Consider the following 22,880-nt stretch of genomic DNA (forward strand, 5'->3'; position numbering starts at 1 on the left):
CCGGCCCGGACCCCGGCCACTGCGCTCAAGGAGTACGGGGCGTTGCGGCGCACTGTCTACGCCGCCCGATACCTGTCGGATCCGGACTATCGGCGCAAGATCTCCCGCCGGCTCAACAAGGGCGAATCCCTGCACACGCTGCGCCGGGACCTGTTGTATGCGCACGAGGGCATGATCCGTGCCCGCCAGCTCGACGACCAGACCGAGTAAGCCTGGTGTTCGACCCTGGCCACCAACGCGGTCATCGCGTGGACCACGGAGTATTACGGGCTCGCTGTCGATCAGATGCGCCGAGCCGGTCGCCGGATCGATGACGATGTGTTGGCGCATATCAGTCCGGCGCACAGCGAGAACATGAATTTCTTCGGCGCGATCGAGGTCGACATCGACGCCGAGCTCGCCCAGTTGGGGCCGACCGGGTATCGGCCGCTGTGCTGGTCATGCGGGGGTGAGTGACAGGTTGAGGTGCGCGAGGCGGCGCACGATCAGGCTGGGGACGTAGGTGGGTTCGGGGCCGTTCGGTGTGATGGTGGTGGTGGCGTCGAGCAGTGCGCGTACGGCCTGGGTGGTTTCCTTGCGGGCGAGGTGGGCGCCGAGGCAGAAGTGGATGCCGCGGCCGAAGCTGTGGTGCAGTTTCGGCTGGACACGGTCGAGGTCGACCCGGTCGGGGTGGTCGAAGACGCGGGGATCGCGGTTGGAGGCGCCCCACATCAGCATCAGCCGTGCACCGGATTCGAGTTCGACTCCGGCCAGCCGGGTGGGGGCGGTGGTGACGCGGAAATGGCCGCGGAACGGGCTCTCGATGCGCACCGCCTCCTCCACCAGCGCACCGACCCGGTCCGGTTCGGCGCGCACCGCGGCCTGCAGTTGCTGGTCGCCGGCCAGCAGTCGGACCGCGGTACCCAGCAGGCTCGTAGTCGATTCCGCGCCCGCGGTGACCAGCTGCACCAGCAGCATCGCTCCCTGATCACGGGTCAGAGTTCCCAACGCGACCGCCGCGGCGACGCTGCCCAATACCCCCGTGTCCGCGCCGGGGCGGGCCTGGTCGAGGCGCTCGCCCAGATACTGGGCGAATTCGAGCACCGCGAGCGCGGCCTGCCCGGCGCGTTCGGGACTGGCGACACCGGACACCAGATCGATCGCCGCGTCCGACCAGTCGGCGAGCCGCTGATGGTCGCCGCGTGGGAGCCCGATCAGCTCACCGATCACCTGCACCGGGACCCGGTGGGCGACCGTGGCCATCCAGTCACCGCCGCCGGAGGCGACCAGCCCGGCCACCGCCGGGGCGACCGCAGCATCGATCAGCTCGGTCGTCTCGGCCACCGCACGCGGACTGAACCGCGACATCACCAGCGCCCGCTGCGCGGTATGCGCGGGCGGATCCGCGGTCGCCAGCACATCCACCCCGCCGCCTGCTTGGGCCACCGACACCGTCGCCGAGCCCGACGCCGCCGACAGTACCGCGACCAGATTGCTCGAATAGGTCTGCGGGTCGGCCAGCACGGTGCGGATCGCATCGAACCCGAGCACCACATACACCTGCTGATCAGCCAGGAAATGCACGTCCCCGGCACCACGCAACCGGTCGAACAGCGGATACGGGTCCTGCAATGCCTCGGCAGAGAACACATCGGCAGTGGTCATCGGCGGCACCGTCCTTTCACACGTAATATAACGTGTTATACAACGTGTTATTGTTTTGCGGTACCCTTCACCGGTGATCGATGACACTGCATCCCTGCTGCGCGAGTCCCGCGATTCGTTGCGGGTGGTCCGCGAATTCGGTCCCGCCGAACGCGCGCGCCGCGCCGAGATCGCCGCGGTCGCCCGCACGATGGCCTCCCGGCACGGCTACAAGGGCGTCACGATCCGCGAGGTCGCCGCCCAGGCCGGCACCACCCCGGTCACCGTCTACCGCTACTTCGGGTCCAAGGACGGCCTGATCCAGCACCTCATGGCCGACTGGGCCCTGGACACCCTCGACCGCCTCACCCGGCTACCGGCCGACCCCGCCGCTGTGCCCGCCGACCGGATCGCCGCCGCGTTCGCCCAATTCATCGACTGGGCCGCCGAAGACCGCAACCTGCTGCAAGCCGGAATGAACTCCGTGCACTCCGGCGACGGCCCCGGCATCAGGGTCTGGCGCCCCTTGTTCACCGAACTGGTTCGCGCCGCCCTCGCCGACCCCGGCTGGACCGACGACCACGACCGGGCCCTGGTCCTCGGACACGTCCTGACCACCTGCCTGCTCGACCTGGCCACCAATCCCGCCAACATCACCGACATCCGCCACACCATCACCCGCGCAGCACAACTGCTCTTCACCACCTCCACCCCGAACTGCCGCCCATAACTCGGTATCGCCAGCCACGACGCCCCGGACCCCACCGGACCGAGCCGCCCACCGCCCAGATCACGGGCTACCACTCGCAGCGTTCATCAATGGGTGATTCCTATACCGCGCGCTACCGGTAAACATCACTGATCAGCGATAACATCAAAGTCAAGTGTTCAAGAACGTATCGGTTGATGAACAGCGGTCGGAGGCGTGGAGCCGACCGTGCCGAGGCCGCCGACACTCTGGCCATGGCAGCCCCGGCCGGGCTGCCCTTCAGTAACCACCACCGCCTCATCGACCCCGCCGATGTCGCTTGGATTGCCGCGAACGCAGCCCGTGACCCCGCCGCCGCCTTCTTGACTGACGTCCAAGAAGTCTTTACCGTAACCGCGATCTTCTTCTTGGACGGCGTCCAAGAAGAGCGGTGGTGAAGCGGGAGGACGCGAGTCATGGAAAACAGTGGGCCGGCCGATCGGCACGAGGCGGTAACGGTGCGGCGGCGTGAGGTCTCGTTCTCCTCTGGCCAGGATGAGTGCGCGGCATGGCTGTACACCGCACCCGAGCTGAACGGCCCGTGCCCAATAGTGATCATGGGGCACGGGCTCGGGGCCGTGCGGGAGATGCGCCTGGATGCCTACGCGCAACGGTTCGCCGAGGCGGGGTGGTCGGTGCTGGTGTTCGACTACCGTCACCTCGGCGCCAGCGGCGGAGCGCCGCGCCAGCTCCTCGATATCGGCCGCCAACGCGCCGATTGGCATGCCGCCCTTGCTTTCGCGCGCACACTTCCGGAGGTCGATGTCGACCGGATCGCGTTGTGGGGAAGCTCGTTCGGCGGCGGACATGTCCTTCGGGTCGCCGCCGAAGACAGCGGTATCGCGGCGGTCGTGGCCCAGTGCCCCTTCACCGACGGACCGGCGTCGTTGCGCTCGCGTCTACGGACCGGCCCGCTGAGCGCGGTAGCGCTGACCATGGCCGGCATCCTCGACACGGTCGGTTCCTGGTTCGGCGCGAGGCCGATCCTGTTGCCGATGGCGGGGACGTCTTGGATGCCCGCGTTCGTCGCCTCACCCGATGCCCTCGCCGGCGCTTCCGCCCTCCTGCCCGCGGGGACCCGGCTCTCGCGGCGCACCAGCGCGCTGTTGAAACGGCTGCCCTCGGTGCGGGCTCAGGTGTCGAAGAACATCGAGCTGACCGAGAACGACAGTAGGGAAGAACCCGCGACCGATGTCGGTCGCGACAGCATATGGGGTGTACTGCGCGGCCCGGCCGGTGAATTCGATGCCGCCAACGCCCTGGCCGCACGGCTGGTGCTGCGCCTCCCGCTCGATCGGCCCGGTCGCGCGCTGGCTCACTTGCGCACCCCGACGCTGCTGTGTGTCTGCGACAACGACGCGGCCGCGCCCGCGAAAACCACCAAGCGTTACGCGCAGGGCCTGGCACACGTGCACGTCCAGAACTACCCGTGCGACCACTTCGACATCTACCTGGGCGAGCACTTCGAACGCGCCGTGCGTGACCAACTCTATTTTCTGGCGACACAATTCGACTGCACCGCCCCCACCACGCAGTAGGGCGCCCCGAGCTCGTGGACGTACGGGAGACCAGGCACACTCAGCCGGCGGCTGCGGCAAGACTGCGAGCGCTGTTGAGCAACGTCTCGATCACCGCGCGCCGCTGAGTCTGATCCCCCGGATGCGTCAGCAAGCCCTCGACAACGAAAACGCCGATCGTGACCAGCGAATCAACTTCATCGGCGGGCACACCGAGCTCGATCAGCTCTGCCCGGAACAATCCCTCGGCCAGTGCGTGGAACTGCTCGTGCCATTCACGGATGGACGCGGACTCCTCGGCGCGCGTGTGCACCGTGCTGACCAATCGCCCCAGTTGCTCCAATTCCTCGACCAGCCACAACAGCCGATCGGCCAGCCCCGAGCCCAGCACTTCGCTGTAGGCGGCCATCGAGTCGGCCAGGACCGCATCCAGGACCGCGATCAATACCGCGTCCTTGTCCTGGAAGTACCAGTACAGCGTGTTCGATACCACTCCGGCGTCGCGGGCGATCCGCGTCATCGACGCCGCGTGGTATCCCTCCTCGACGAACAACCGCCGGGCAGCCACCACGATCTCCGCGCGCTTCTCTTCCCGATCCTGCGGACGTCTGTTGCGAGGCATCTCCAGTCCTGACCTAGTACCGGCCCCGATGCTATCTTGACCGGCCCCCAAGAACGGCCCCGGCAGGCGAACGGCCAAGCAGATCGCCGCGGCGCTCGGCCGGGAAATCGCTTTCGTTCCGGGCCGCCCCGCCACGGTCTTCCGGGAGTGGGCGGCGCGCTACGCGACCGGATTATTCGGGTCACTCGAGGAGGACGGCGGTCGACCCGGCGGAATTATTCGGAGCGGAGCCGACAAATCGGACCGGCCGGACGGTTCGGCCGAATTCGGCGAGCACCCGCTCCCGTAATTTCTCCGAACGCTACAGCGCTCGCCGTTACCCCCGGCACATAACGGCGATCATTTCGTGAACCGTCCGCGTTTCCTGGACGGTCACCTGGTTGCCGATACGCGCTCTGAGCGCGTCGAGCACCTCGCCTTCCGGTTTCCCGCCGCGGATATCGGCGCAGGTTTCGGTGAAGAGCGCGGTGATCGCGGCATCATCGCGGCTCTCGGACAGACCGGGGAAGGCGCTGCGGAAGCCGATCACGAAAGAACCGGCCTTGACCTGGTCGATCTTCGCGGTATCGGGGTCGACCGCGACGGAGGCGGTCAGGGTTGTTTCCGCCGCGCCGGATTCGCTTCCGCAGGCGGCGACCACCGGTGCGAGGGCGATGAGCGCCACCGGAAGCAAGGTGAAGGGTCTGTGCACAGGCGGATGGTAACTCCGCGAGATGGACACCGGCCCCCGCAGGGCGGGGGACGATGTTCATCCAGCGGCTGCTCAGGCCCCGGGACCGATAACCAGCATCTGCGCCAGCGCGGTGGCCTGCTGCGGGCCGAGGATGGGAAGCAGGTAGTCATAGATGAGAGTGGACATACGTCAGGAAACTCCAGCTCTAGATGTCGTCGGACGCTTACGATCCGCCACAGTAGCAGTTGTCCGGTCGGAGCGAACTCTTCCGCCGGGATTCGTGTACAACTGGCATAAAAGGTGATCGCCGTCATAAAGTATGCGGGGTCGGCAGGCTCGTCCGGTGCAGTAGTGGAGTTCGCGGCACGAGCCGATTCATTCCTATCGAAGACAGGTCATAATTCATATGCGGGTAGCACGTACCTTGGCAACCGGAGCTTTGATCGCCGGGGCCGCATCTGTTCTCGCCACCGTGGGTGCCGGTTCGGCCGGCGCCGTCGCGGTGACACCGCTGCCCGGTGGAGTGCGGGTGGACCTCAGCCCCGCGGACACCCAGTGGGTGCACCACAGCAAATTCGGGCACACCCTGGCGGCTATCCCGCATCCGTCGGCTCCCTCCTTCGGGATGGCGCTGGACGCGGCCGCGGCGGTGTCGTCACAGCATCCGAACGGGCGTGTGGTGTTCACGGTGTTCGGGCCCCTGCACGAACTGAACGGGTCGATGCTGGCGCTGCAGTAGGGCGTCTCGCCGATCAGGTGAACAGGGCCGGTACCGGTGATTCGGTACCGGCCCTGTTCTGCGGTACGGGACGATCCGGACGCGGCCGGTCACCTCGTGTCGATTGCCGCCGCGGCGGCCGGATACCGGGCCAGGTGCCGCCCCGCCGCGGTGTCCTCGGCGTCGGCCAGGGTTTCCAGCAGCGCGGTGTCCTCGCCCGCCGCGTGTGCCTCCGCGGCACGAGCGCGCAGGGCGGCATGGGATTCGACCGCGTCCCGGTGATCGCCCAGGACGGTCTGCAGATGTTTGGCCCGCTTGCCCAGATCCTCCGCCGGAGCGCCGAGGACCGCCGTAGCGGCCTCGCAGGAATACCGCAATCTCTTGGCGCTCTTGCGGATATCGTGCAGCAGTTCGACGCGGTCGGCCGGTGCGACGGTCGGCTCGGCGCGCACCAGGCGCCGCACCCGCTTGCGGTCGGTGCGCAGTACCTGCCCGAATATCTCCGGCGCGGGCGTACCGGCGGCGGATTTCCGCAGCGGCGGCTCCACACACCATTGCTCCAGCTCCCGGCGCATCTCGCGGTAGCGGTCGCTGTCCAGCGCGGTGAGGATATCGGTATGCGCCGCGGCGTAGCGGTCGCGTTCGGCGTGGACCAGCCGCTCCCGGGTGGAGTCCAGTGCGGCGTAGTCCGGTTCCGCGTATCGGTCGAGTAGATCGGTGAGCCGGGCCGCGTGGACCTCGGCGTCCCGGGCCACCCCCAGCAGCCCGGCCAGCCAGGCGAGTTCGGTGCGGATACGGTTGGCCGCGTCGGGGTCGAGCAGTTTCTTGTAGGAGCGCAGCACACTGCGCAGCCGCCGGGTGGCGACACGCATCTGGTGTACCGAATCCTCGCTATCGGCCCGCACTTCCGGCTCGGCGGTGAGCAAACGTTCGATATCGGCACTCAGCGCCGTGGTGAGCGCGGCGCCGGCGGTCGTCGGCTCACTCATCGTGCTGCGCTCCCGCGAAGGAATCGGTCGCTTCGACCAGGTGATGGGTGATCCCGGGTTCGTTCGAGCTGTGCCCGGCATCGTCCACGATGTGCAGCCGGGCGGTGGGCCAGGCGCGATGCAGGTCCCAGGCGCTCACCGCGGGGCAGACGATATCGTGGCGGCCCTGCACGATCACCCCGGGAATATGGGCCATGGTGCCGATCCCGCGCAGTAACCCACCCTCGTCGAGGAAACCGCCGTGCCGGAAATAATGGTTCTCGATCCGGGCGAAAGCGAGCGCGAACCGGGGATCGGCGGTCTCGGCTACGCGGGCCGGGTCGGGGCGCAGCGAACTCGTCGCGCTCTCCCAGGTGGTCCAGGCGACGGCGGCCGCCGTGGCGATCTCCGGATCGGCGGCGTGCAGCAGCCGGTGGTAGGCCTCGACCAGGTCGCCCGCGCGGTCGGGCTCGGGTACCGGCGCGAGGAACCTCTCCCACTCTTCCGGATACACGTACCCGGCGCTGCCGTTGTAGTACCAGTCGATCTCTTTACGGCGCAGCAGGAAGATCCCGCGGAGCACCAGTTCGGTGACCCGCTCGGGATATCGCTGCGCGTAGGCCAGCGACAGCGTGGACCCCCAGGATCCGCCGAAGACGAGCCACTTCTCGATCCCGAGATGCTCCCGCAGCGCCTCGATATCGGCGATCAGATGCGCGGTGGTGTTGACCGACAGATCGGCGCCGTCGGCGGCATGCGGAACCGAACGACCGCAACCGCGCTGGTCCAGCAGCACGATGCGGTAGCGGGTGGGGTCGAAGAAACAGCGATTCGCGGCGGTGGTGCCGCCACCCGGGCCGCCGTGCAGGAATACGGCGGGTTTGCCCGCGGGGTCACCGCTGGTCTCCCAGTACACCGCCTGCCCGTCGCCGACCTCGAGCATGCCGCGATCGTAGGGCTCGATCGGCGGGTACAGCGTACGCATCAGAACGCCAGACCGGAGGCGAGATCGGGCAGCTCCAGGGCCTGGAGCGCTTGGGTGCGCACCTCCGAACAGGTCTGTCCGGTCGCCCGGTCGACCACCGCCTTGTCGGCGAGCACCTGGGCGTTGATCGCGCCGTTGGTGAGGGCCCATTCGTGCACCATGGCGTTGAGACCCACCCGGCCCAGGGTGGGCCCCTGCACCCGCCAGTTGGACAGCTCCGGCTCCATCATGTCGCACAGGTTCCGGGCGGCCTGCTCGGAAACCTCCAGCGGGGTGACCGGTGCGGCGCCGGTGCTGCGGGGCGCGGAGGTCACGGAAGTGGCGGAAGAGGACGAGGCATCCGGGGCCTCCGAACCGGGCTGCACACCCCCGCATGCGGTGAGCAGTACCGTTCCGCACACTCCCGCCACCAGCAGGGCACCCCGTGTTGTCCAAGCGCGTTGCCGCATCAGTACCTCTGTATTCGAGTCGAAACCGTCGGTACCGAGTCTGCCATCATGCGCCCGGCTGGGGAGCCGTCGTGAACCGCGCCCGGCTCAGAAGCTGTGTTCCGGGCCCGGGAACGTACCCTGCCGCACCTCGTCGGCGTACGCGGCGGCCGCCGCGCGGAGTTCGTCGCCGACGGCGGCGAACCGCTTCACGAATTTCGCCGTCCTACCGCTGGTGAACCCGGCCATGTCCTGCCACACCAGCACCTGGGCATCACATTCGGCGCCCGCGCCGATACCGATGGTCGGGATGGTGAGCTTGCGGGTCACCTGGCCGGCCACCTCCGCCGGAACCATCTCCATCACCACCGAGAAGGCGCCCGCCGCCTGTACCGCGATCGCGTCGGCGAGCAACCCCTCGGCGCCCGCGCCGCGGCCCTGCACCCGGAAGCCGCCGAGGGTGTTGACGCTCTGCGGAGTGAACCCGATATGCGCCATGACCGGAATACCGGCCGAGCTCAACAGGGCGATCTGGTCGGCGACACGTTCGCCGCCCTCCAGTTTCACCGCGTGCGCGCCCCCCTCTTTCATGAACCGCGTGGCGGTGGCCAGGGCCTGCTCGGGGGATGCCTCGTAGGTGCCGAACGGCAGATCCGCCACCACCAGGGCGTTCGGCGCGCCACGCACCACGCCGCGAACCAGCGGGATCAGTTCATCGATGGTGATGGGGACGGTGGTGTCGTACCCGTACACGACGTTGGCCGCCGAGTCGCCGACCAGCAGTACGGGAATACCGGCCTCCTCGAAGAGGCGGGCGGTGGAGTAGTCGTAGGCGGTGAGCATGGCCCAGCGTTCACCCGTCGCCTTCATCTGCTGCAGATGCTGGACGCGGGTCGCCCGGCGCGCCGGTTTCGCGGTGCCGTAGGCGGGAGTCTCCGACGCGGCGTCGGACATGCCGGATGAATCGGACATCATCGTCCCTTTCGTCTCCTCGAGGCCCTGTTCGGGTCCCCGGGTTGGGGTTGACGCCCTCCAGTGTGCACCCGCGCACACGGCGGAAATAAGCCCGCTACCAGGTGCGGTTGGTCACATCCCCGGCTGCGGTCCCGGCCCCGCTACCATTGCGGCGGTGCGGAGAGGGCGTGGAGTGCGCGCGGTCGGGCTGGCGGTGATGGTGGTCGCGGCGGGACTCGTCGGTTGTGCCGACGAGCCCCGGGTACAGCCCACGCCGTCGGCGCCGGTACCCGCGGAGCTGGCGCGGTTCTACACCCAGGTTCCGCGCTGGGAGTCCTGCGCCGAGTACACCGCCCCCGGGCAGCGTCTGCCCCCGGCCGCCCAGTGCGCGCGGATCGAGGTACCGGTGGACTACGCCGATCCGGACGGCCCCACCGCCCGATTGGCGCTGTCGCGGGTGCGGGCCGGTGGTGAGCGGATCGGTTCGCTGCTGCTCAACCCGGGTGGGCCCGGGTTGTCGGGCCTGTCCACCGTCGTGGTCGGCGGCGGTACCCCGCTGGCCGAACGTTTCGACCGGGTGGGGTTCGATCCCCGGGGTGTCGGGGCTTCCACTCCCGCGGTCACCTGTCTGACCCCACAGGAAGCCGACGCCGAGCGCGCCGAGGCGCCGGAGCCGCCCACGCCCGAAGGGATCGCCGCCGACGAGGCGGAGAACCGGGAATACGCCGACCGGTGCGTGGCCCGCACCGGCGCGGAATTCCTGGCGCATGTCGGTACGCGCGAAGTGGTGCAGGATATGGATGTCATCCGTGCGGTCCTGGGCGATCCGCAGCTCACCTACCTGGGGTACTCCTACGGCACTCGGCTCGGCACCGCCTATGCGGAGAAGTTCCCCGGCAATGTGCGGGCCATGGTGCTCGACGGCGCCATCGATCCCACCCAGGACCCGGTCGCCGAATCGCTGCGTCAGGCCGCGGGTTTCCAGCGCGCCTTCGACGCCTACGCCGCCGATTGTGTGCGCTCCGCGGAATGCCCGCTGGGTACCGACCTCGGCCAGGTGATTCCGCGCTTCCGGGAGCTGGTGGACCCGCTGTGGGAAACGCCCGCGGCCACCGATGATCCCCGGCGCCTGGGCTACGAGGATGCGATCACCGGCGTCCAGCAGACCCTCTACAGCGAGGAATACTGGCCCACGCTCACGGTAGGGCTGACCGAACTGCGGGAGGGACGCGGCGATACGTTGCTGCAACTGGCCGATACCTATAACGGCCGCCGCCCCGACGGCACCTACAGCAACCTCACCGACGCCTTCAACGCGATCCGCTGCGTGGACGATCCCCGGATCACCGATCGCGCGGTGGCGGGCCGGCAGGACGCGGAATACCGCCGGGCGGCGCCCTTCCTGGACGATGGTCGCGGCACCGGCGCGGCACCGCTGGAACTGTGCGCGTCCTGGCCCGTACCCAACACCGGCCGACCGCACGAGATCACCGTCGAGGGGCTGCCGGAAATCGTGGTGGTGTCGACGACCGGGGACCCGGCCACCCCGTATCAGGCGGGAGTGGATCTGGCCGAGCAGCTCGACGCCGCCCTGATCACCCATGAGGGCGACGGTCACACCGTGGTGCTCAACCGGCTCGATACCTGCGTGGACGACGCGGTGATCGGCTATCTCGTCGACCTGCGTTCTCCGGCGGACGGCCTGCGGTGCTGAGCCGACACACAGCGCAACGCGCGATGTAACACGGATTTAACGCCGGGTGCCTACTCTCGCGGTCATGGATCGCCAGAAGGAATTCGTGCTGCGGACGCTCGAAGAGCGGGATATCCGCTTCGTACGGCTCTGGTTCACCGATGTGCTGGGCTATCTCAAGTCCGTCGCGATCGCGCCCGCCGAGCTGGAGGGGGCGTTCGAGGAGGGGATCGGCTTCGATGGTTCGGCCATCGAAGGCTTCGCCCGGATCTCCGAGGCCGATATGGTAGCCCGCCCCGATCCGTCGACCTTCCAGGTGCTGCCGTGGTCGTCCAGTAAGGGGCACCAGCACTCGGCCCGGATGTTCTGCGATATCACCATGCCCGACGGTTCGCCGTCGTGGGCCGATCCGCGGCATGTGCTGCGGCGGCAGCTCAACAAGGCCGGTGATGTCGGGTTCAGCTGCTATGTGCATCCGGAGATCGAGTTCTTCCTGCTGAAGAACCAGCCGGACGGGGTGGCACCGGTCCCCGCGGACAACGGCGGTTTCTTCGACCAGGCCGTGCACGATTCCGCCCCGAACTTCCGGCGCCACGCCATCGACGCCCTCGAATCCATGGGTATCTCGGTGGAATTCAGCCATCACGAGGGCGCCCCGGGGCAGCAGGAGATCGACCTGCGCTACGCCGACGCGCTGTCCATGGCCGACAATGTGATGACCTTCCGCTACCTGATCAAGGAAGTGGCCATCGACGAGGGTGTGCGCGCCACCTTCATGCCCAAACCGTTCGCCCAGTATCCGGGCTCGGCCATGCACACCCATATGAGCCTGTTCGAGGGCGAGGCGAACGCCTTCGCCGACCCGGACGATCCGGACAACCTCTCGGCGACCGCGCGTGCCTTCATCGCGGGCATCCTCGAACACGCGCACGAGATCAGCGCCATCACCAACCAGTGGGTGAACTCCTACAAGCGGCTCATCCACGGCGGCGAGGCACCGACCGCCGCGTCGTGGGGCCGGTCCAACCGCTCCGCGCTGGTCCGGGTGCCCATGTACACCCCGAACAAGGCGTCCTCGCGCCGGGTCGAGATCCGCAGCCCCGATTCCGCCTGCAACCCGTATCTGACCTTCGCGGTACTGCTGGCCGCCGGTCTGCGGGGTGTCGAGAAGGGGTACACGCTGCCCCCGGAGGCCGAGGACGACGTGTGGTCGCTCACCGCCGCCGAACGGCGGGCCATGGGCTTCAAGGAGCTGCCCGGCACCCTCGACGAGGCACTGCATGCGATGGAACGGTCGGAACTGGTCGCCGAAACGCTCGGTGAGCACGTCTTCGATTTCTTCCTGCGCAACAAGCGCCGGGAGTGGTCGGATTACCGCGCCCAGGTGACACCGTTCGAGCTGCGCGAATACCTGGGTCTGTGAGCGCCGGCGGCTGAGGGGCCCGCCACACCGGTGCCGGGCCGGTGGGTACCTTGAGCTCATGGTCCGCCCACCGTCCGCCCGGTCCGCCGTCCCCGGTGCCGGCCGCCTCGGATTGCTCGAGCCGTCGGCCGCCGATTCGCTGCGAACTCTCGGCTGGGACAATGTCGGCAGTATCGAGGTGCTGTGGGCGTTGTCCCGATCGCCGGACCCCGACCTCGCGCTGAGCACACTGATCAGGTTGTCGGAGGCGCTCGGAAACGAGTGGGCGGCATTGGATTCGGCGATCCGCACGGAAACAATGGTGCGGGGCAGGCTGTTCGCGCTGCTCGGTTCGTCGACCGCCTTCGGTGACCATCTGGTGGCCGACCCCCAGGTGTGGACCCTGCTGCGTCGCGCCGAACTTCCCGACCGCGACGAACTGATCGCCGATCTGCTCGCGGTGGTGGCCGCGGAACCGGAGACCGGCGCGCATGCCGGACCGATGCTGTTCCGGGCCGGTGAATGCGGACCCGAGGTGGTGGCATGGCTGCGTAAACGCTACCGCGATCAACTCATGCTCCTGGCCGCGGTGGATCTGGCCGCGACCGTGCAGGACGAGCCGGTGATCCCCTATGAACTGGTGGGCCGTCAGCTCACCGCGCTGGCCGATGCCGCGCTCACGGCGGCCCTGGCGGTGGCGGTGGCGCGGGTGTGCCGGGACGAGCCGTGCCCGGTGCGGCTCGCCGTGATCGCCATGGGTAAGAGCGGTGCGTGCGAGCTGAACTACGTCAGCGATGTCGATATCGTGTTCGTCGCCGAACCCGCCGATGCCACCGCCACCCGGCTGGCTGCCGAGCTGATGACCGTCGCCTCCTCGGCTTTCTTCGAGGTGGACGCCGCGCTGCGCCCCGAGGGTAAAGCCGGTGCCCTGGTGCGTACGCTCGAGTCGCATCTGGCGTACTACCAGCGCTGGGCGCGGACCTGGGAATTCCAGGCCCTGCTCAAGGCCCGCCCGATGACCGGTGATCTGGAATTGGGCGAGCAGTACCGGGCCGCGACCGACGCCATGGTGTGGACCGCCTCCGAACGCCCGGATTTCGTCGCCGATGTGCAGGCGATGCGCCGCCGCGTGGAGAATCTGGTACCCGCCGAGCTGCGGGAACGGGAACTCAAGTTGGGCAGCGGCAGCCTGCGCGATGTGGAGTTCGCGGTGCAGCTACTGCAGCTCGTGCACGGCCGGGCGGATCCGAAACTGCATGTCCAGGGCACGGTGGAGGCGCTGGCCGCGCTGGCCGCGCGCGGCTATGTGGGCCGCGACGACGCCGCCAATCTCACCGCCTCCTACGAGTTCCTGCGCCTGCTCGAACACCGCCTGCAGCTGCAGCGGCTCAAACGGACGCATACGCTGCCCGCGGACGACGACGAGGAGGGGATGCGCTGGCTGGCGCGCGCCGCGCATATCCGGCCCGACGGCAGACGGGACGCGGCAGGGGTACTGCGGGGGGAACTGCGCCGGCACACCGGCCGGATCCGCCGGCTGCACACCAAACTGTTCTACCGGCCGCTGCTGGAAGCGGTGGCCCGGCTGGATTCCGATGCCCTCCGGCTGAGCCCGGACGCCGCCGTCCGGCAGCTGGCCGCGCTCGGCTATGCCGATCCCGAGCACGCGCTCGGTCACCTGCGCGCACTCACCAGCGGGGTTTCGCGCAAGGGCCGGATCCAGGCGGTACTGCTGCCCACCCTGCTGACGTGGCTGGGTGAAACCCCCGACCCCGATGCCGGGCTGCTCGCCTACCGGCGGGTCTCGGAGGGGTTGGCCGACCAGGACTGGTACCTGCGGGTGCTGCGTGACGAGGGCGCGGTCGGGCAACGGCTGATGATGGTGCTGGGTTCCTCGGCCTATCTGCCCGACCTGCTGATCAACGCCCCCGAGACGATTCGCCTGTACGCCGACGGCCCGGAGGGACCACTGCTGCTGCGCACCCAGCCGGCCGAGGTGGCCAGCGGTATTCTCACCGCCGCCCGCCGCTATACCGACCCGAAACGTGCCGTGGCCACCGCCCGTTCGCTGCGCCGGCACGAACTCGCCCGGGTGGCCTCGGCGGATCTGCTGGGGCTGCTGGATGTGCCCCAGGTGTGCGCGGCCCTGTCCTCGGTGTGGGTGGCCGTCCTCGAGGCCGCGTTGCGCGCGATCATCAAGGCCAGTGTCGCCGAGCGGGGTGCGCCCGCGCCCGCCGATCTCGCGGTGATCGGGATGGGCCGGCTGGGCGGGATGGAACTCGGTTACGGCTCGGATGCCGATGTCCTGTTCGTCTGTGAGCCGCGTCCCGGCGAGGAAGAGCATCTCGCCGTGAAATGGGCCAACGGTATCGCCGAGCAGGTGCAGAAACTGCTCGGCGCGCCCAGTACCGACCCACCGCTGCAGGTCGACGCCGGGTTGCGGCCGGAGGGCCGCAGCGGGCCGCTGGTGCGTACCCTCGCCGCCTACGACGCCTACTACCGGCAGTGGGCGCAGCCGTGGGAGGTGCAGGCGTTGCTACGCGCCCACCAGGTGGCCGGGGATCAGGAGCTGGGTATCCGGTTCCTGCACACCATCGACCGGGTGCGCTACCCCGAAGGCGGGGTTTCCGCCGACGCGGTGCGGGAGATCCGCCGGATCAAGGCCCGGGTCGATTCCGAGCGGCTGCCCCGCGGCGCCGATCCCGCCACACACACCAAACTCGGCCGGGGCGGGCTGGCCGATATCGAATGGACCGTGCAGCTGCTACAACTGCGGCACGCACACGAGATCCCGGAACTGCACAACACCTCCACACTGCAAACGCTCGATGTGATCGAGCGTACGGAACTGCTCGGCGTCGAGGACACCGATCTGCTGCGCCGGTCCTGGCTCACCGCCACCGCCGCCCGTAACGCCCTGGTCCTGGTGCGCGGCAAGCCCACCGACCAGCTGCCCGGCCCGGGTCGCACCCTGTCCGCGGTGGCGCGGGTGGCGGGCTGGCCCACCGACGACGGCGGCGAATTCCTGGACAACTATCTGCGGGTCACCCGCCGGGCGAAAGCCGTGGTGGAGCGGGTCTTCGGCGGTGCTTAGCTCCCGGAGGCCAGAGCGCGGAAACGGGTGACCAGAGCGTCGAGTGCCCGCCGGTCCTCCCGATCGGGCGGGCGGTAACCGCCCTCGGCCGTGACGGTGACCCGGGTTCCGGCCCGGATTCCGCGCTGTACGCCGTTGCCCACCTTGTGCTTCGATGATGCCGGCCCGGACATGAAGTCGACGCGGTCCGGGCGGTGCCCGGCCCGCTGGGCCCGGCACAGAATACGGGGAGGCAGGAAATGGCCAGGAGACGGTGGTCGCGGTCGGTGGTCGTGGCGGCCGCGGCATTGCTGACGGTATCGATGCTGTCGGCGTGTTCGGACGCGAAATCCGCTCAGGACCTGATGGATCCGGACAATCCGTGGCAGATCGCGGGCGCGACGACGAGTACCGGACCGAGTGGACCGCGCGAGGGTGTGCCCGACAGCGATCGGCAGGCCGAGAACAGCGACGGCGGCGATATGGACCGCCTCGCCCTCAACGCGGTCGCCGATATCGAGGAGTTCTGGACGGAGAACTATTCGGCCACCTTCCCCGGTGAGTTCCGGCCGGTATCGAAGCTCATCTCCTGGGACGCGACGGCGGCGGAACGGGATTCGGTGGAGTTCTGCACGGTGAGCACCCACGAATTGGTGAACGCCGCCTACTGCGGATCCGACCGGACCATCGGCTGGGACCGCGGGGTACTGCTCCCGGAACTCGTGGAGCGGTTCGGCGAGATGGCCGTGGTGATGGTGCTCGCCCACGAATACGGGCACGCGCTGCAGATCCCGGCTGGTATCGCCACCGAGGATTCTCCGGGGCTGGTGACCGAACAGCAGGCCGACTGCCTGGCCGGAGTGTTCCTCCGGCACGTCGCGGAGGGGGATTCGCGGCATTTCAGCCTCAACACCACCGATGGTCTCAACGGTGTCCTGGGCGCGACCGTCGCCGTACGCGACCGTGACCCCGACGACCCGGAGAACGTGCACGGCAGCGCGTTCGAGCGGGTCACCGCGGTGCAGATGGGATACACGAACGGCGCCGAGGCCTGCGCCGGTATCGACGAACAGGAGATCGAGGACCGTCGTGCCGGTCTCCCGGTGACCTTCGAGCCCGGTGAGGAATACCTGCAGCTCGAGGTCACCGAGGACACACTCCAGGATATGGCCGCCGCGCTCGCCGATATTCTGCCGGTCACCGGCGCCCCGGAATACGACTACGACGGTGTGCCCACCCGCTGCGCCGACGCCACCCCCACCGAACCGGTGGCCTACTGTCCGGCCACCGAGGTCATCGGTACCGATGTCGACGCGCTGGCCGAGCTCGCGGGTGAGACGGGCGCGGCCGACGAACCACTGTCGGCGATCGTCACCGGCGACTACAACGCGTTCGTCGTCTTCGTTTCCCGATACGCGCTCGCGTACCAGAACGACAAGCAGCTGAGCCTGACCGGCGCCGCCACCGCGGGGCTGCGCACCGCCTGCCTGGCCGGTGCGGTGACCACCGCGCTCAGCCGGGAGACCAGTGATCCGCGCCTGTCGGCCGGAGATCTGGACGAGGCGGTATCGGGCCTGCTGTCGGACGGACTGGCCGCCGCCGACGTCGACGGCGAGATCGTCCCCGAGGGGTATCTGCGGCTGGACGCCTTCCGGCTGGGCGTGCTGGAGGGCGAAACCGCCTGCCTCGCCGAATACGAGTAGCGCGGGCGTGTTCCGGATCGGTGTGCCGCCCGGCGCACCGATCCGGAAATCCGCCGGTTATTCGGCCGGTGTCCGCTCCCGCAACCAGGTGAGGACATCGGCGAGTACCGTATCGCGCTCGGGTTCGTTGAAGACCTCGTGGTAGAGCCCCTCGTAGCGGCGGATCGTGAGATCGGTGGTACCGGCGTGCTGTTCGATCCGGTCGGTGCTCGCCGGTGCGGCGATGGCGTCGGCGGTGCCGTGCAGCACCAGGGCCGGTACCCGCAGCCGCGGCAGATCGGCGAGTACGCGGCCCGCGGTGGTGAGGATTTCGGTCGCGGTGCGGGCGGGTAGCTTGCCGCGGAACACCAGTGGATCGGCGTCGTAGGCCGCGACCACAGCCGGGTCGCGGCTGATCTGCGAAGAATCCAGTTTCAGTACCCCGAGGTTCGGTGCCAGCCGGGTGAGTACCGGCGCGAACAACCGCTGCACGGGATTGCCCGCGTCGATGATCAGCGGCGGCGCCGACACCACCACACCGGCGACATCCAGTGGCGCCCGGGTGGCCAGGCGCAGGGTGATCAGCGCACCCATGGAATGGCCGAGCAGGAACGCGGGCACCCCGGGATGTTCGGTACGGGCGAGGTCGAGCAGTGCCGCCACCGCGTCCGCGGCCCCGTCGATCGACCCCAGGTTCGCCGCGGCGCCGGCCCGCGCCGACTCCCCGTGGCCCACATGGTCCAGCGCGTGTACCGCGAAACCGGCCGCGGCGAGCGCCCGCCCCACATAGTCGTACCGGCCCGAATGCTCCGCCACCCCGTGCACCAGGACGATCACGCCGCGCACCGGTGCGGCGGGAATCCACGAGCGGCGGCTGATCCGCTGCCCGGCGTGGTCGAACTCTCCGCGGCGCACCACTACGTCCTGGTCGCTGGTCACCGGGTCCTCCTTCGCAGCTGTACATATGGTCCGCGGCGGTATCGCATCGTCACGGCTCCCGATCGGGTCGGTCAGCGCGCCGGGGCCGGCTCGGCGAGCGCGGTGACCAGGCGCCGGTTGAAGTCGATCAGCCGAGCGTAGTTCACTCGCGAGAGGCGTTCGTCGTTTCCGTGGATCCGTTCCAGATCCGCCGCCGTCAGCTGTATCGGCGCGAAATTGCACCGGGTCTCGGCGAGATCGTCGTAGTGCCGGGAATCGGTGGCGCCCGGCACCAGGCCGGTGGTCACCGCGATACCCGGCACCACCTGTTCGGTGATCTCGGCGATCAGGTCGAACCGTGGCCCCGGGCCGGTGGTGAGGGAAGGTTCCGAAGACATTCCCACCAGTTCGATCCGCACCCGCTCGTCGCGGACGGTGCGGCGGCAGTGCGCGAGCACCGAATCGACCGAGTCCCCGGGCAGGATCCGGAAATTGATCAGCGCCTCCGCCCGCTGCGGCAGCACATTGGCCTTCACCCCGCCGCGGATCACCGTCGGCGCCGTGGTGGTGCGCACCAGGGCCTCGGTCTGCGGGGTCGCCGCCATGATCCGGGCGACCACCGGCGCGGCCGCGCCGGCGACGCCGAGCAGCCGGCGCTTGGCCGCGGGGAGATGCGGCCGCAGGCGGGTCAGCATATCGGTGACCACGGGCGTCACCCGCAGGGGCATCGGCCGGTCCTGGATCCGGCTCACCGCGCGAGCCAGGCGCCCGATCGCGGTCTGCCGGCCCGGCATGGAGGAATGCCCGCCCGCCTCCGATACCGACAACCGGACCGTCGCGTACCCCTTCTCACCGAGCATGATCGTGGCCACCGGCACCCGCACATCGTTCACGAGGCCCTCGGTGATCACCCCACCCTCGTCCAGCAGCAGCTCCGCCCGGACCCCGCGCTCGCGCAGCCGGGCCGCCATCCGCACCGCGCCGGCGTCCCCGAAGACCTCCTCGTCGTGCCCGAAGGCCAGCTGGATCGTATGCCGCGGCCGCAGTCCCGCGGCGAGCGCGGATTCGACGGCCTCCAGGATCGCCAGGACACGGCTCTTGTCGTCGATGGCGCCGCGACCCCAGATGAACTCCTCGTCCACCACCCCGGCGAACGGGGGGTGGGTCCAGCGGTCCGGATCGCTCGCGGGCACCACGTCCTGGTGCGCCAGCAGAATCGCCGCTGTCCGGGAGGGGTCGGCGCCGCGCCAGGTGTAGAGGCGGCTGTGCCCGAATTTCTCCAGTTCCAGCTCCGCGTGCACTCGCGGAAAGGAACGTTCGAGGTGGGCGGCGAGCCGGACGAATTCCGCCTCGGCGGAATCGCCGGTGACGTCGGCGGTCTCCGGGTCCGCGTACGAGACGGTCACACAGCGCAGGGCGGCGGCCAGGCGTTCGGCGGTGGCGTCGTCGACGGGGGCCGGGGCGGCGGGCCGGGCCTCGAGGTTGGTGGGCATTCCTGCATTCTCCTCGGCACCGCAAACCGGGCCACCGGTCCGGCATCCACCGGTGGCCCGCCCGGAGCCGAGCCCGGACAGCGCCGGGCCGGGCATTATTCTGGGAGTCATGGCAGCAGGCAAGCCCGACAAAGAGGCGAAGGCCGCGGCGAAAGCGGCGCGCAAACAGCAGTCGAAGGAACGTCGTCAGCAGATCTGGCAGGCGTTCCAGATGCAGCGCAAAGAAGACAAGCTGCTGCTGCCGCTGATGATCGGGGCCGTACTGGTCACCACGCTGGTGCTGTTCGGGATCGGTTTCCTGTTCGGCGTGCAGTGGTTCCTGCTGCCGCTGGGCCTGCTGCTGGGAGTGCTGTTCGCCTTCATCATCTTCGGCCGCCGGGTGCAGCGATCCGTGTACAGCAAGGCCGAGGGCCAGGCCGGGGCCGCCGCTTGGGTACTGGACAATCTGCAGGGCAAATGGCGGGTCAGCAACGGTGTCGCCGCCACCACTCAGCTCGACGCGGTGCACCGGGTCATCGGCCTGCCCGGGGTGATCTTCGTGGCAGAGGGCTCGCCGCAGCGGGTCCGTTCGCTGCTTGCCCAGGAGAAGAAGCGCACCGCCCGCCTCGTCGGTGATACCCCCATCTACGACGTGGTGGTCGGTAACGAGGAGGGCCAGGTGCCGCTGAAGGAGCTTCAGCGCTACCTCACCAAGCTGCCGACCAATATCGACGCCAAGCGGATGGATCAGATCGAAGGCCGTCTCAGCGCGCTCAGCTCCCGCAGCGGTGGCCCGGCCCTGCCGAAGGGGCCGATGCCGACCAACGCCAAGATGCGGGGGATGCAGCGCACCATCCGGCGGCGCTGAACGGGCCGCGCCGGTCGGTCACCTCGCGGAGCAGCCGGAACGTCCGGTTGTCAGCGGGCCCGCACCACCGCGGTGCCCGTGGCCCGATCGTGCATACCGCGGCCGTCCTCGTCGGTGAACAGCGCCGGGATCACGAACACCAGCAGAGCCTGCCGGCCGAGCGCCCGCGCGAAGCCGACCGGCGCCTCGGCGTCCACCCGGATCACGCGGATGCGCAGGAAGTACTGCCCGGGCGTGAACCCGAACAGGGTGACCGCCGCGACTCCGACCACGAACCAGACCAGCAGGTTCACCGAGGAAGCCGGCATGCCCTGGGCGATGAGCGCGGAGATCCCGACCGCGATCAGCCAGTCCACCAGCAGCGCGAGGATCCGGCGCAGCATTCCCGGTAGCGATCCGACTCCCTCGCGTGGCAACCCGAGCCGGGCACCGGCGTAGTCGGCCCCGGACGCCGTGCCGGGAGCGCTGGGCGGGCCGGAGAGCCAGGAACCGGTGATACGTGCCATGCTCCCAGGATAGGCGGGCGGTCGGCCCGTGCCTTCGAGTGGTGGATTCCGGCATATCCGGCAGGCTCCGCGCGGGCCCGTATCCGGTCGCCCCGCCGAACCCGCAGTTCGTGGCGTGGCCGAGGACACCCCACCGACGGCACGTGTAACACTGGCGAAACACACTCTTGACTGGCGGGAAACACCCTGTCCATAGCGTCGGGTCGCGACGCCCCGCACTCGATACTGGCTGGGAATCTATCCGTAAGGAGAAGCACGTGACGTTCAGCACGGCCGACGAGGTCATCAAGTACATCGCCGAGGAGGAGGTCGAATACGTCGACATCCGCTTCAGCGATCTGCCCGGTGTGCAGCAGCACTTCTCCATCCCGGCGAAAGCGTTCACCGCGGACCTGGCGGAGGAAGGCCTCGCGTTCGACGGATCCTCGGTGCGGGGTTTCCAGTCCATCGACGAGTCCGACATGCTGTTGCTGCCCGATTTCAGCACCGCGCAGATCGACCCGTTCCGGGCGGCGAAGACGCTCAACATGAACTTCTTCGTGCACGATCCCTTCACCCGTGAGGCATACTCCCGCGACCCGCGCAATATCGCCCGCAAGGCCGAGGAGTACCTGCGTTCCACCGGTATCGCCGATACCGCCTACTTCGGCGCCGAGGCCGAGTTCTACATCTTCGACTCGGTGCGTTACGACTCGCAGATGAACGGCTCGTTCTACGAGATCGAGTCCATCTCCGGTTCGTGGAACACCGGCGCCAAGGTGAACCCGGACGGTAGCCCGAACCGCGGTTACAAGGTCCGCAACAAGGGTGGTTACTTCCCGGTCGCGCCCTACGACCACTACGTGGACCTGCGCGACAAGATCGCCACCAACCTGCAGAACGCCGGGTTCGAACTGGAGCGCGGCCACCACGAGGTCGGCACCGCCGGTCAGGCCGAGATCAACTACAAGTTCAACACGATGCTCGCGGCTGCCGACGATCTGCAGCTGTTCAAGTACATCGTCAAGAACACCGCCTGGGCGGAGGGCAAAACCGTCACCTTCATGCCGAAGCCGCTCTTCGGTGACAACGGCTCGGGTATGCACGCGCACCAGTCGCTGTGGAAGGACGGCAAGCCGCTGTTCCACGACGAGGCCGGCTACGGCGGTCTGTCGGACCTGGCCCGGCACTACATCGGCGGCATCCTGCACCACGCCCCGTCGCTGCTGGCGTTCACCAACCCCACGGTGAACTCCTACCACCGCCTGGTGCCCGGTTACGAGGCCCCGATCAACCTGGTGTACTCGCAGCGCAACCGCTCCGCCGCGGTCCGCATCCCGGTCACCGGCAACAATCCGAAGGCCAAGCGCATCGAGTTCCGCGCGCCGGACTCCTCGGGCAACCCGTACCTGGCCTTCGCCGCCATGCTGATGGCCGGCCTGGACGGCATCAAGAAGAAGATCGAGCCGCTGGCCCCGGTCGACAAGGACCTCTACGAGCTCCCGCCGGAGGAGGCCAAGAACATCCCGCAGGCCCCCACCAGCCTGGCATCGGTGATCGACCGCCTCGAGGAGGACCACGAGTACCTCACCGAGGGCAATGTCTTCACCGAGGACCTGATCGAGACCTGGATCACCCTCAAGCGGGAGAACGAAATCGCCCCGGTGAACCTGCGGCCGCACCCCTACGAGTTCGAACTCTACTTCGACGTATAAGCCGTTCTGATGATCTGACCTGCGGAGGAGCATTCAAGAACCGTCTTCCGTCCGCAATACGTCCGCAGTAGCTACAGACGAGTCCATTCGTTCCGCGATCACTTCACCGATGGCGGTCCGGGTGGACTCGTTTGCGTCCGGCGTCGGTATCGCCTGACAGATGGGTTTCTTCGGCCGGTATCGGCCGGTCCGTCCCCTCGGCCGGGGGCAGGTGGCCGGAACGTGCCAGTTCCCCGAGCACGGCGAGTCCGTCCCACTACGACCAGCCCTGACCGAGCGGTGCACGGCCGGCCACGAGGGCTCGTGCGTTCCACGGTTTTAAGGTTTTGTCCTATT

21 protein-coding genes and 1 pseudogene are annotated in these 22,880 nt (G+C 68.6%); 11 read left to right on the top strand and 11 right to left on the bottom strand.

The genetic code is table 11. The features are described 5' to 3' along the window. Positions 1-9 precede the first annotated feature (9 nt). Positions 10-456: pseudogene (locus tag ACYR7D_RS14315) on the top strand (Tn3 family transposase); the annotation flags it as partial. Here the strand turns inward: ACYR7D_RS14315 and ACYR7D_RS14320 are convergent. Further along, on the bottom strand, positions 439-1,644 hold the full coding sequence (locus tag ACYR7D_RS14320; RefSeq protein ID WP_459545076.1) for a cytochrome P450: 1,206 nt from the start codon (positions 1,642-1,644) through the stop codon (positions 439-441). The pseudogene ACYR7D_RS14315 and the gene ACYR7D_RS14320 overlap by 18 nt on opposite strands. Positions 1,645-1,717: 73 nt before the next feature. Here ACYR7D_RS14320 and ACYR7D_RS14325 point away from each other — a divergent pair, with 73 nt between their 5' ends. From ACYR7D_RS14325 to ACYR7D_RS14335, 3 genes are all read left to right on the top strand, one after another. Further along, positions 1,718-2,353 (top strand): TetR/AcrR family transcriptional regulator, encoded by a 636-nt coding sequence (locus ACYR7D_RS14325; protein WP_459545077.1) that lies wholly within the window; start codon positions 1,718-1,720, stop codon positions 2,351-2,353. 233 nt (positions 2,354-2,586) lie between these two features. Continuing rightward, positions 2,587-2,769, top strand: coding sequence for a hypothetical protein (locus ACYR7D_RS14330; protein WP_459545078.1), 183 nt, complete (start codon positions 2,587-2,589; stop codon positions 2,767-2,769). 18 nt (positions 2,770-2,787) lie between these two features. After that, complete coding sequence (locus ACYR7D_RS14335; RefSeq protein ID WP_459545079.1) at positions 2,788-3,909, top strand: alpha/beta hydrolase; 1,122 nt, start codon at positions 2,788-2,790, stop codon at positions 3,907-3,909. A gap of 40 nt (positions 3,910-3,949) precedes the next feature. Here ACYR7D_RS14335 and ACYR7D_RS14340 read toward each other — a convergent pair whose 3' ends face one another. Together ACYR7D_RS14340 and ACYR7D_RS14345 are read right to left on the bottom strand one after the other, a co-directional pair. Next, positions 3,950-4,510 (bottom strand): TetR/AcrR family transcriptional regulator, encoded by a 561-nt coding sequence (locus ACYR7D_RS14340; RefSeq protein ID WP_459545080.1) that lies wholly within the window; start codon positions 4,508-4,510, stop codon positions 3,950-3,952. Between the two features lie 316 nt (positions 4,511-4,826). Next, positions 4,827-5,201, bottom strand: a complete 375-nt coding sequence (locus ACYR7D_RS14345) for a hypothetical protein (RefSeq protein ID WP_459545081.1) — start codon at positions 5,199-5,201, stop codon at positions 4,827-4,829. Between the two features lie 388 nt (positions 5,202-5,589). Here ACYR7D_RS14345 and ACYR7D_RS14350 point away from each other — a divergent pair, with 388 nt between their 5' ends. Beyond that, on the top strand, positions 5,590-5,922 hold the full coding sequence (locus ACYR7D_RS14350) for a hypothetical protein (RefSeq protein WP_459545082.1): 333 nt from the start codon (positions 5,590-5,592) through the stop codon (positions 5,920-5,922). Between the two features lie 89 nt (positions 5,923-6,011). Here the strand turns inward: ACYR7D_RS14350 and ACYR7D_RS14355 are convergent, their stop codons facing one another. The 4 genes from ACYR7D_RS14355 to panB form a co-directional block, all read right to left on the bottom strand. Further along, entirely contained in the window at positions 6,012-6,890 is an 879-nt protein-coding gene (locus ACYR7D_RS14355; protein ID WP_459545083.1) for a CHAD domain-containing protein, read from the bottom strand. Next, positions 6,883-7,854, bottom strand: a complete 972-nt coding sequence (pip, locus tag ACYR7D_RS14360; protein ID WP_459545084.1) for a prolyl aminopeptidase — start codon at positions 7,852-7,854, stop codon at positions 6,883-6,885. Before pip ends, ACYR7D_RS14355 begins: the two co-directional genes overlap by 8 nt. Further along, positions 7,854-8,303, bottom strand: a complete 450-nt coding sequence (locus ACYR7D_RS14365) for a hypothetical protein (protein ID WP_459545085.1) — start codon at positions 8,301-8,303, stop codon at positions 7,854-7,856. Before ACYR7D_RS14365 ends, pip begins: the two co-directional genes overlap by 1 nt. 87 nt (positions 8,304-8,390) lie before the next feature. Continuing rightward, complete coding sequence (gene panB / locus ACYR7D_RS14370) at positions 8,391-9,254, bottom strand: 3-methyl-2-oxobutanoate hydroxymethyltransferase (RefSeq protein ID WP_459550156.1); 864 nt, start codon at positions 9,252-9,254, stop codon at positions 8,391-8,393. Between the two features lie 199 nt (positions 9,255-9,453). Here panB and ACYR7D_RS14375 point away from each other — a divergent pair, with 199 nt between their 5' ends. The 3 genes from ACYR7D_RS14375 to ACYR7D_RS14385 all read left to right on the top strand — a co-directional run bounded on the left by ACYR7D_RS14375 (position 9,454) and on the right by ACYR7D_RS14385 (position 15,425). After that, positions 9,454-10,950: an alpha/beta hydrolase gene (locus tag ACYR7D_RS14375; RefSeq protein ID WP_459550157.1), complete on the top strand. Its 1,497-nt coding sequence runs from the start codon at positions 9,454-9,456 to the stop codon at positions 10,948-10,950. Between the two features lie 64 nt (positions 10,951-11,014). Beyond that, a complete protein-coding gene (gene glnA / locus ACYR7D_RS14380; RefSeq protein WP_459545086.1) occupies positions 11,015-12,352 on the top strand; it encodes a type I glutamate--ammonia ligase in 1,338 nt (445 codons plus the stop codon). 58 nt (positions 12,353-12,410) lie between these two features. After that, on the top strand, positions 12,411-15,425 hold the full coding sequence (locus ACYR7D_RS14385) for a bifunctional [glutamine synthetase] adenylyltransferase/[glutamine synthetase]-adenylyl-L-tyrosine phosphorylase (protein WP_459545087.1): 3,015 nt from the start codon (positions 12,411-12,413) through the stop codon (positions 15,423-15,425). Here ACYR7D_RS14385 and ACYR7D_RS14390 read toward each other — a convergent pair. Continuing rightward, positions 15,422-15,598, bottom strand: coding sequence for a hypothetical protein (locus ACYR7D_RS14390; protein ID WP_459545088.1), 177 nt, complete (start codon positions 15,596-15,598; stop codon positions 15,422-15,424). The genes ACYR7D_RS14385 and ACYR7D_RS14390 overlap by 4 nt on opposite strands. A gap of 66 nt (positions 15,599-15,664) precedes the next feature. Here ACYR7D_RS14390 and ACYR7D_RS14395 point away from each other — a divergent pair, with 66 nt between their 5' ends. Beyond that, positions 15,665-17,107: a neutral zinc metallopeptidase gene (locus ACYR7D_RS14395; RefSeq protein ID WP_459545089.1), complete on the top strand. Its 1,443-nt coding sequence runs from the start codon at positions 15,665-15,667 to the stop codon at positions 17,105-17,107. A 57-nt stretch (positions 17,108-17,164) separates the two neighbouring features. On the opposite strand, the gene ACYR7D_RS14400 is transcribed toward ACYR7D_RS14395, so the two are convergent. Further along, positions 17,165-18,025, bottom strand: coding sequence for an alpha/beta hydrolase (locus tag ACYR7D_RS14400; RefSeq protein WP_459545090.1), 861 nt, complete (start codon positions 18,023-18,025; stop codon positions 17,165-17,167). Positions 18,026-18,096: 71 nt separating this feature from the next. Next, complete coding sequence (locus ACYR7D_RS14405) at positions 18,097-19,497, bottom strand: M20/M25/M40 family metallo-hydrolase (protein ID WP_459545091.1); 1,401 nt, start codon at positions 19,495-19,497, stop codon at positions 18,097-18,099. Positions 19,498-19,606: 109 nt separating this feature from the next. Here ACYR7D_RS14405 and ACYR7D_RS14410 point away from each other — a divergent pair, with 109 nt between their 5' ends. After that, positions 19,607-20,344 (top strand): DUF4191 domain-containing protein, encoded by a 738-nt coding sequence (locus tag ACYR7D_RS14410; RefSeq protein WP_459545092.1) that lies wholly within the window; start codon positions 19,607-19,609, stop codon positions 20,342-20,344. A 50-nt stretch (positions 20,345-20,394) separates the two neighbouring features. On the opposite strand, the gene ACYR7D_RS14415 is transcribed toward ACYR7D_RS14410, so the two are convergent. Then, on the bottom strand, positions 20,395-20,850 hold the full coding sequence (locus ACYR7D_RS14415; protein WP_459545093.1) for an RDD family protein: 456 nt from the start codon (positions 20,848-20,850) through the stop codon (positions 20,395-20,397). Between the two features lie 257 nt (positions 20,851-21,107). On the opposite strand from ACYR7D_RS14415, the gene glnA (ACYR7D_RS14420) reads away from it, so the two are divergent. Continuing rightward, a complete protein-coding gene (glnA, locus tag ACYR7D_RS14420) occupies positions 21,108-22,544 on the top strand; it encodes a type I glutamate--ammonia ligase (RefSeq protein ID WP_459545094.1) in 1,437 nt (478 codons plus the stop codon). Positions 22,545-22,880 lie beyond the last annotated feature (336 nt).

It is taken from the genome of Nocardia sp. X0981 (assembly GCF_977089955.1).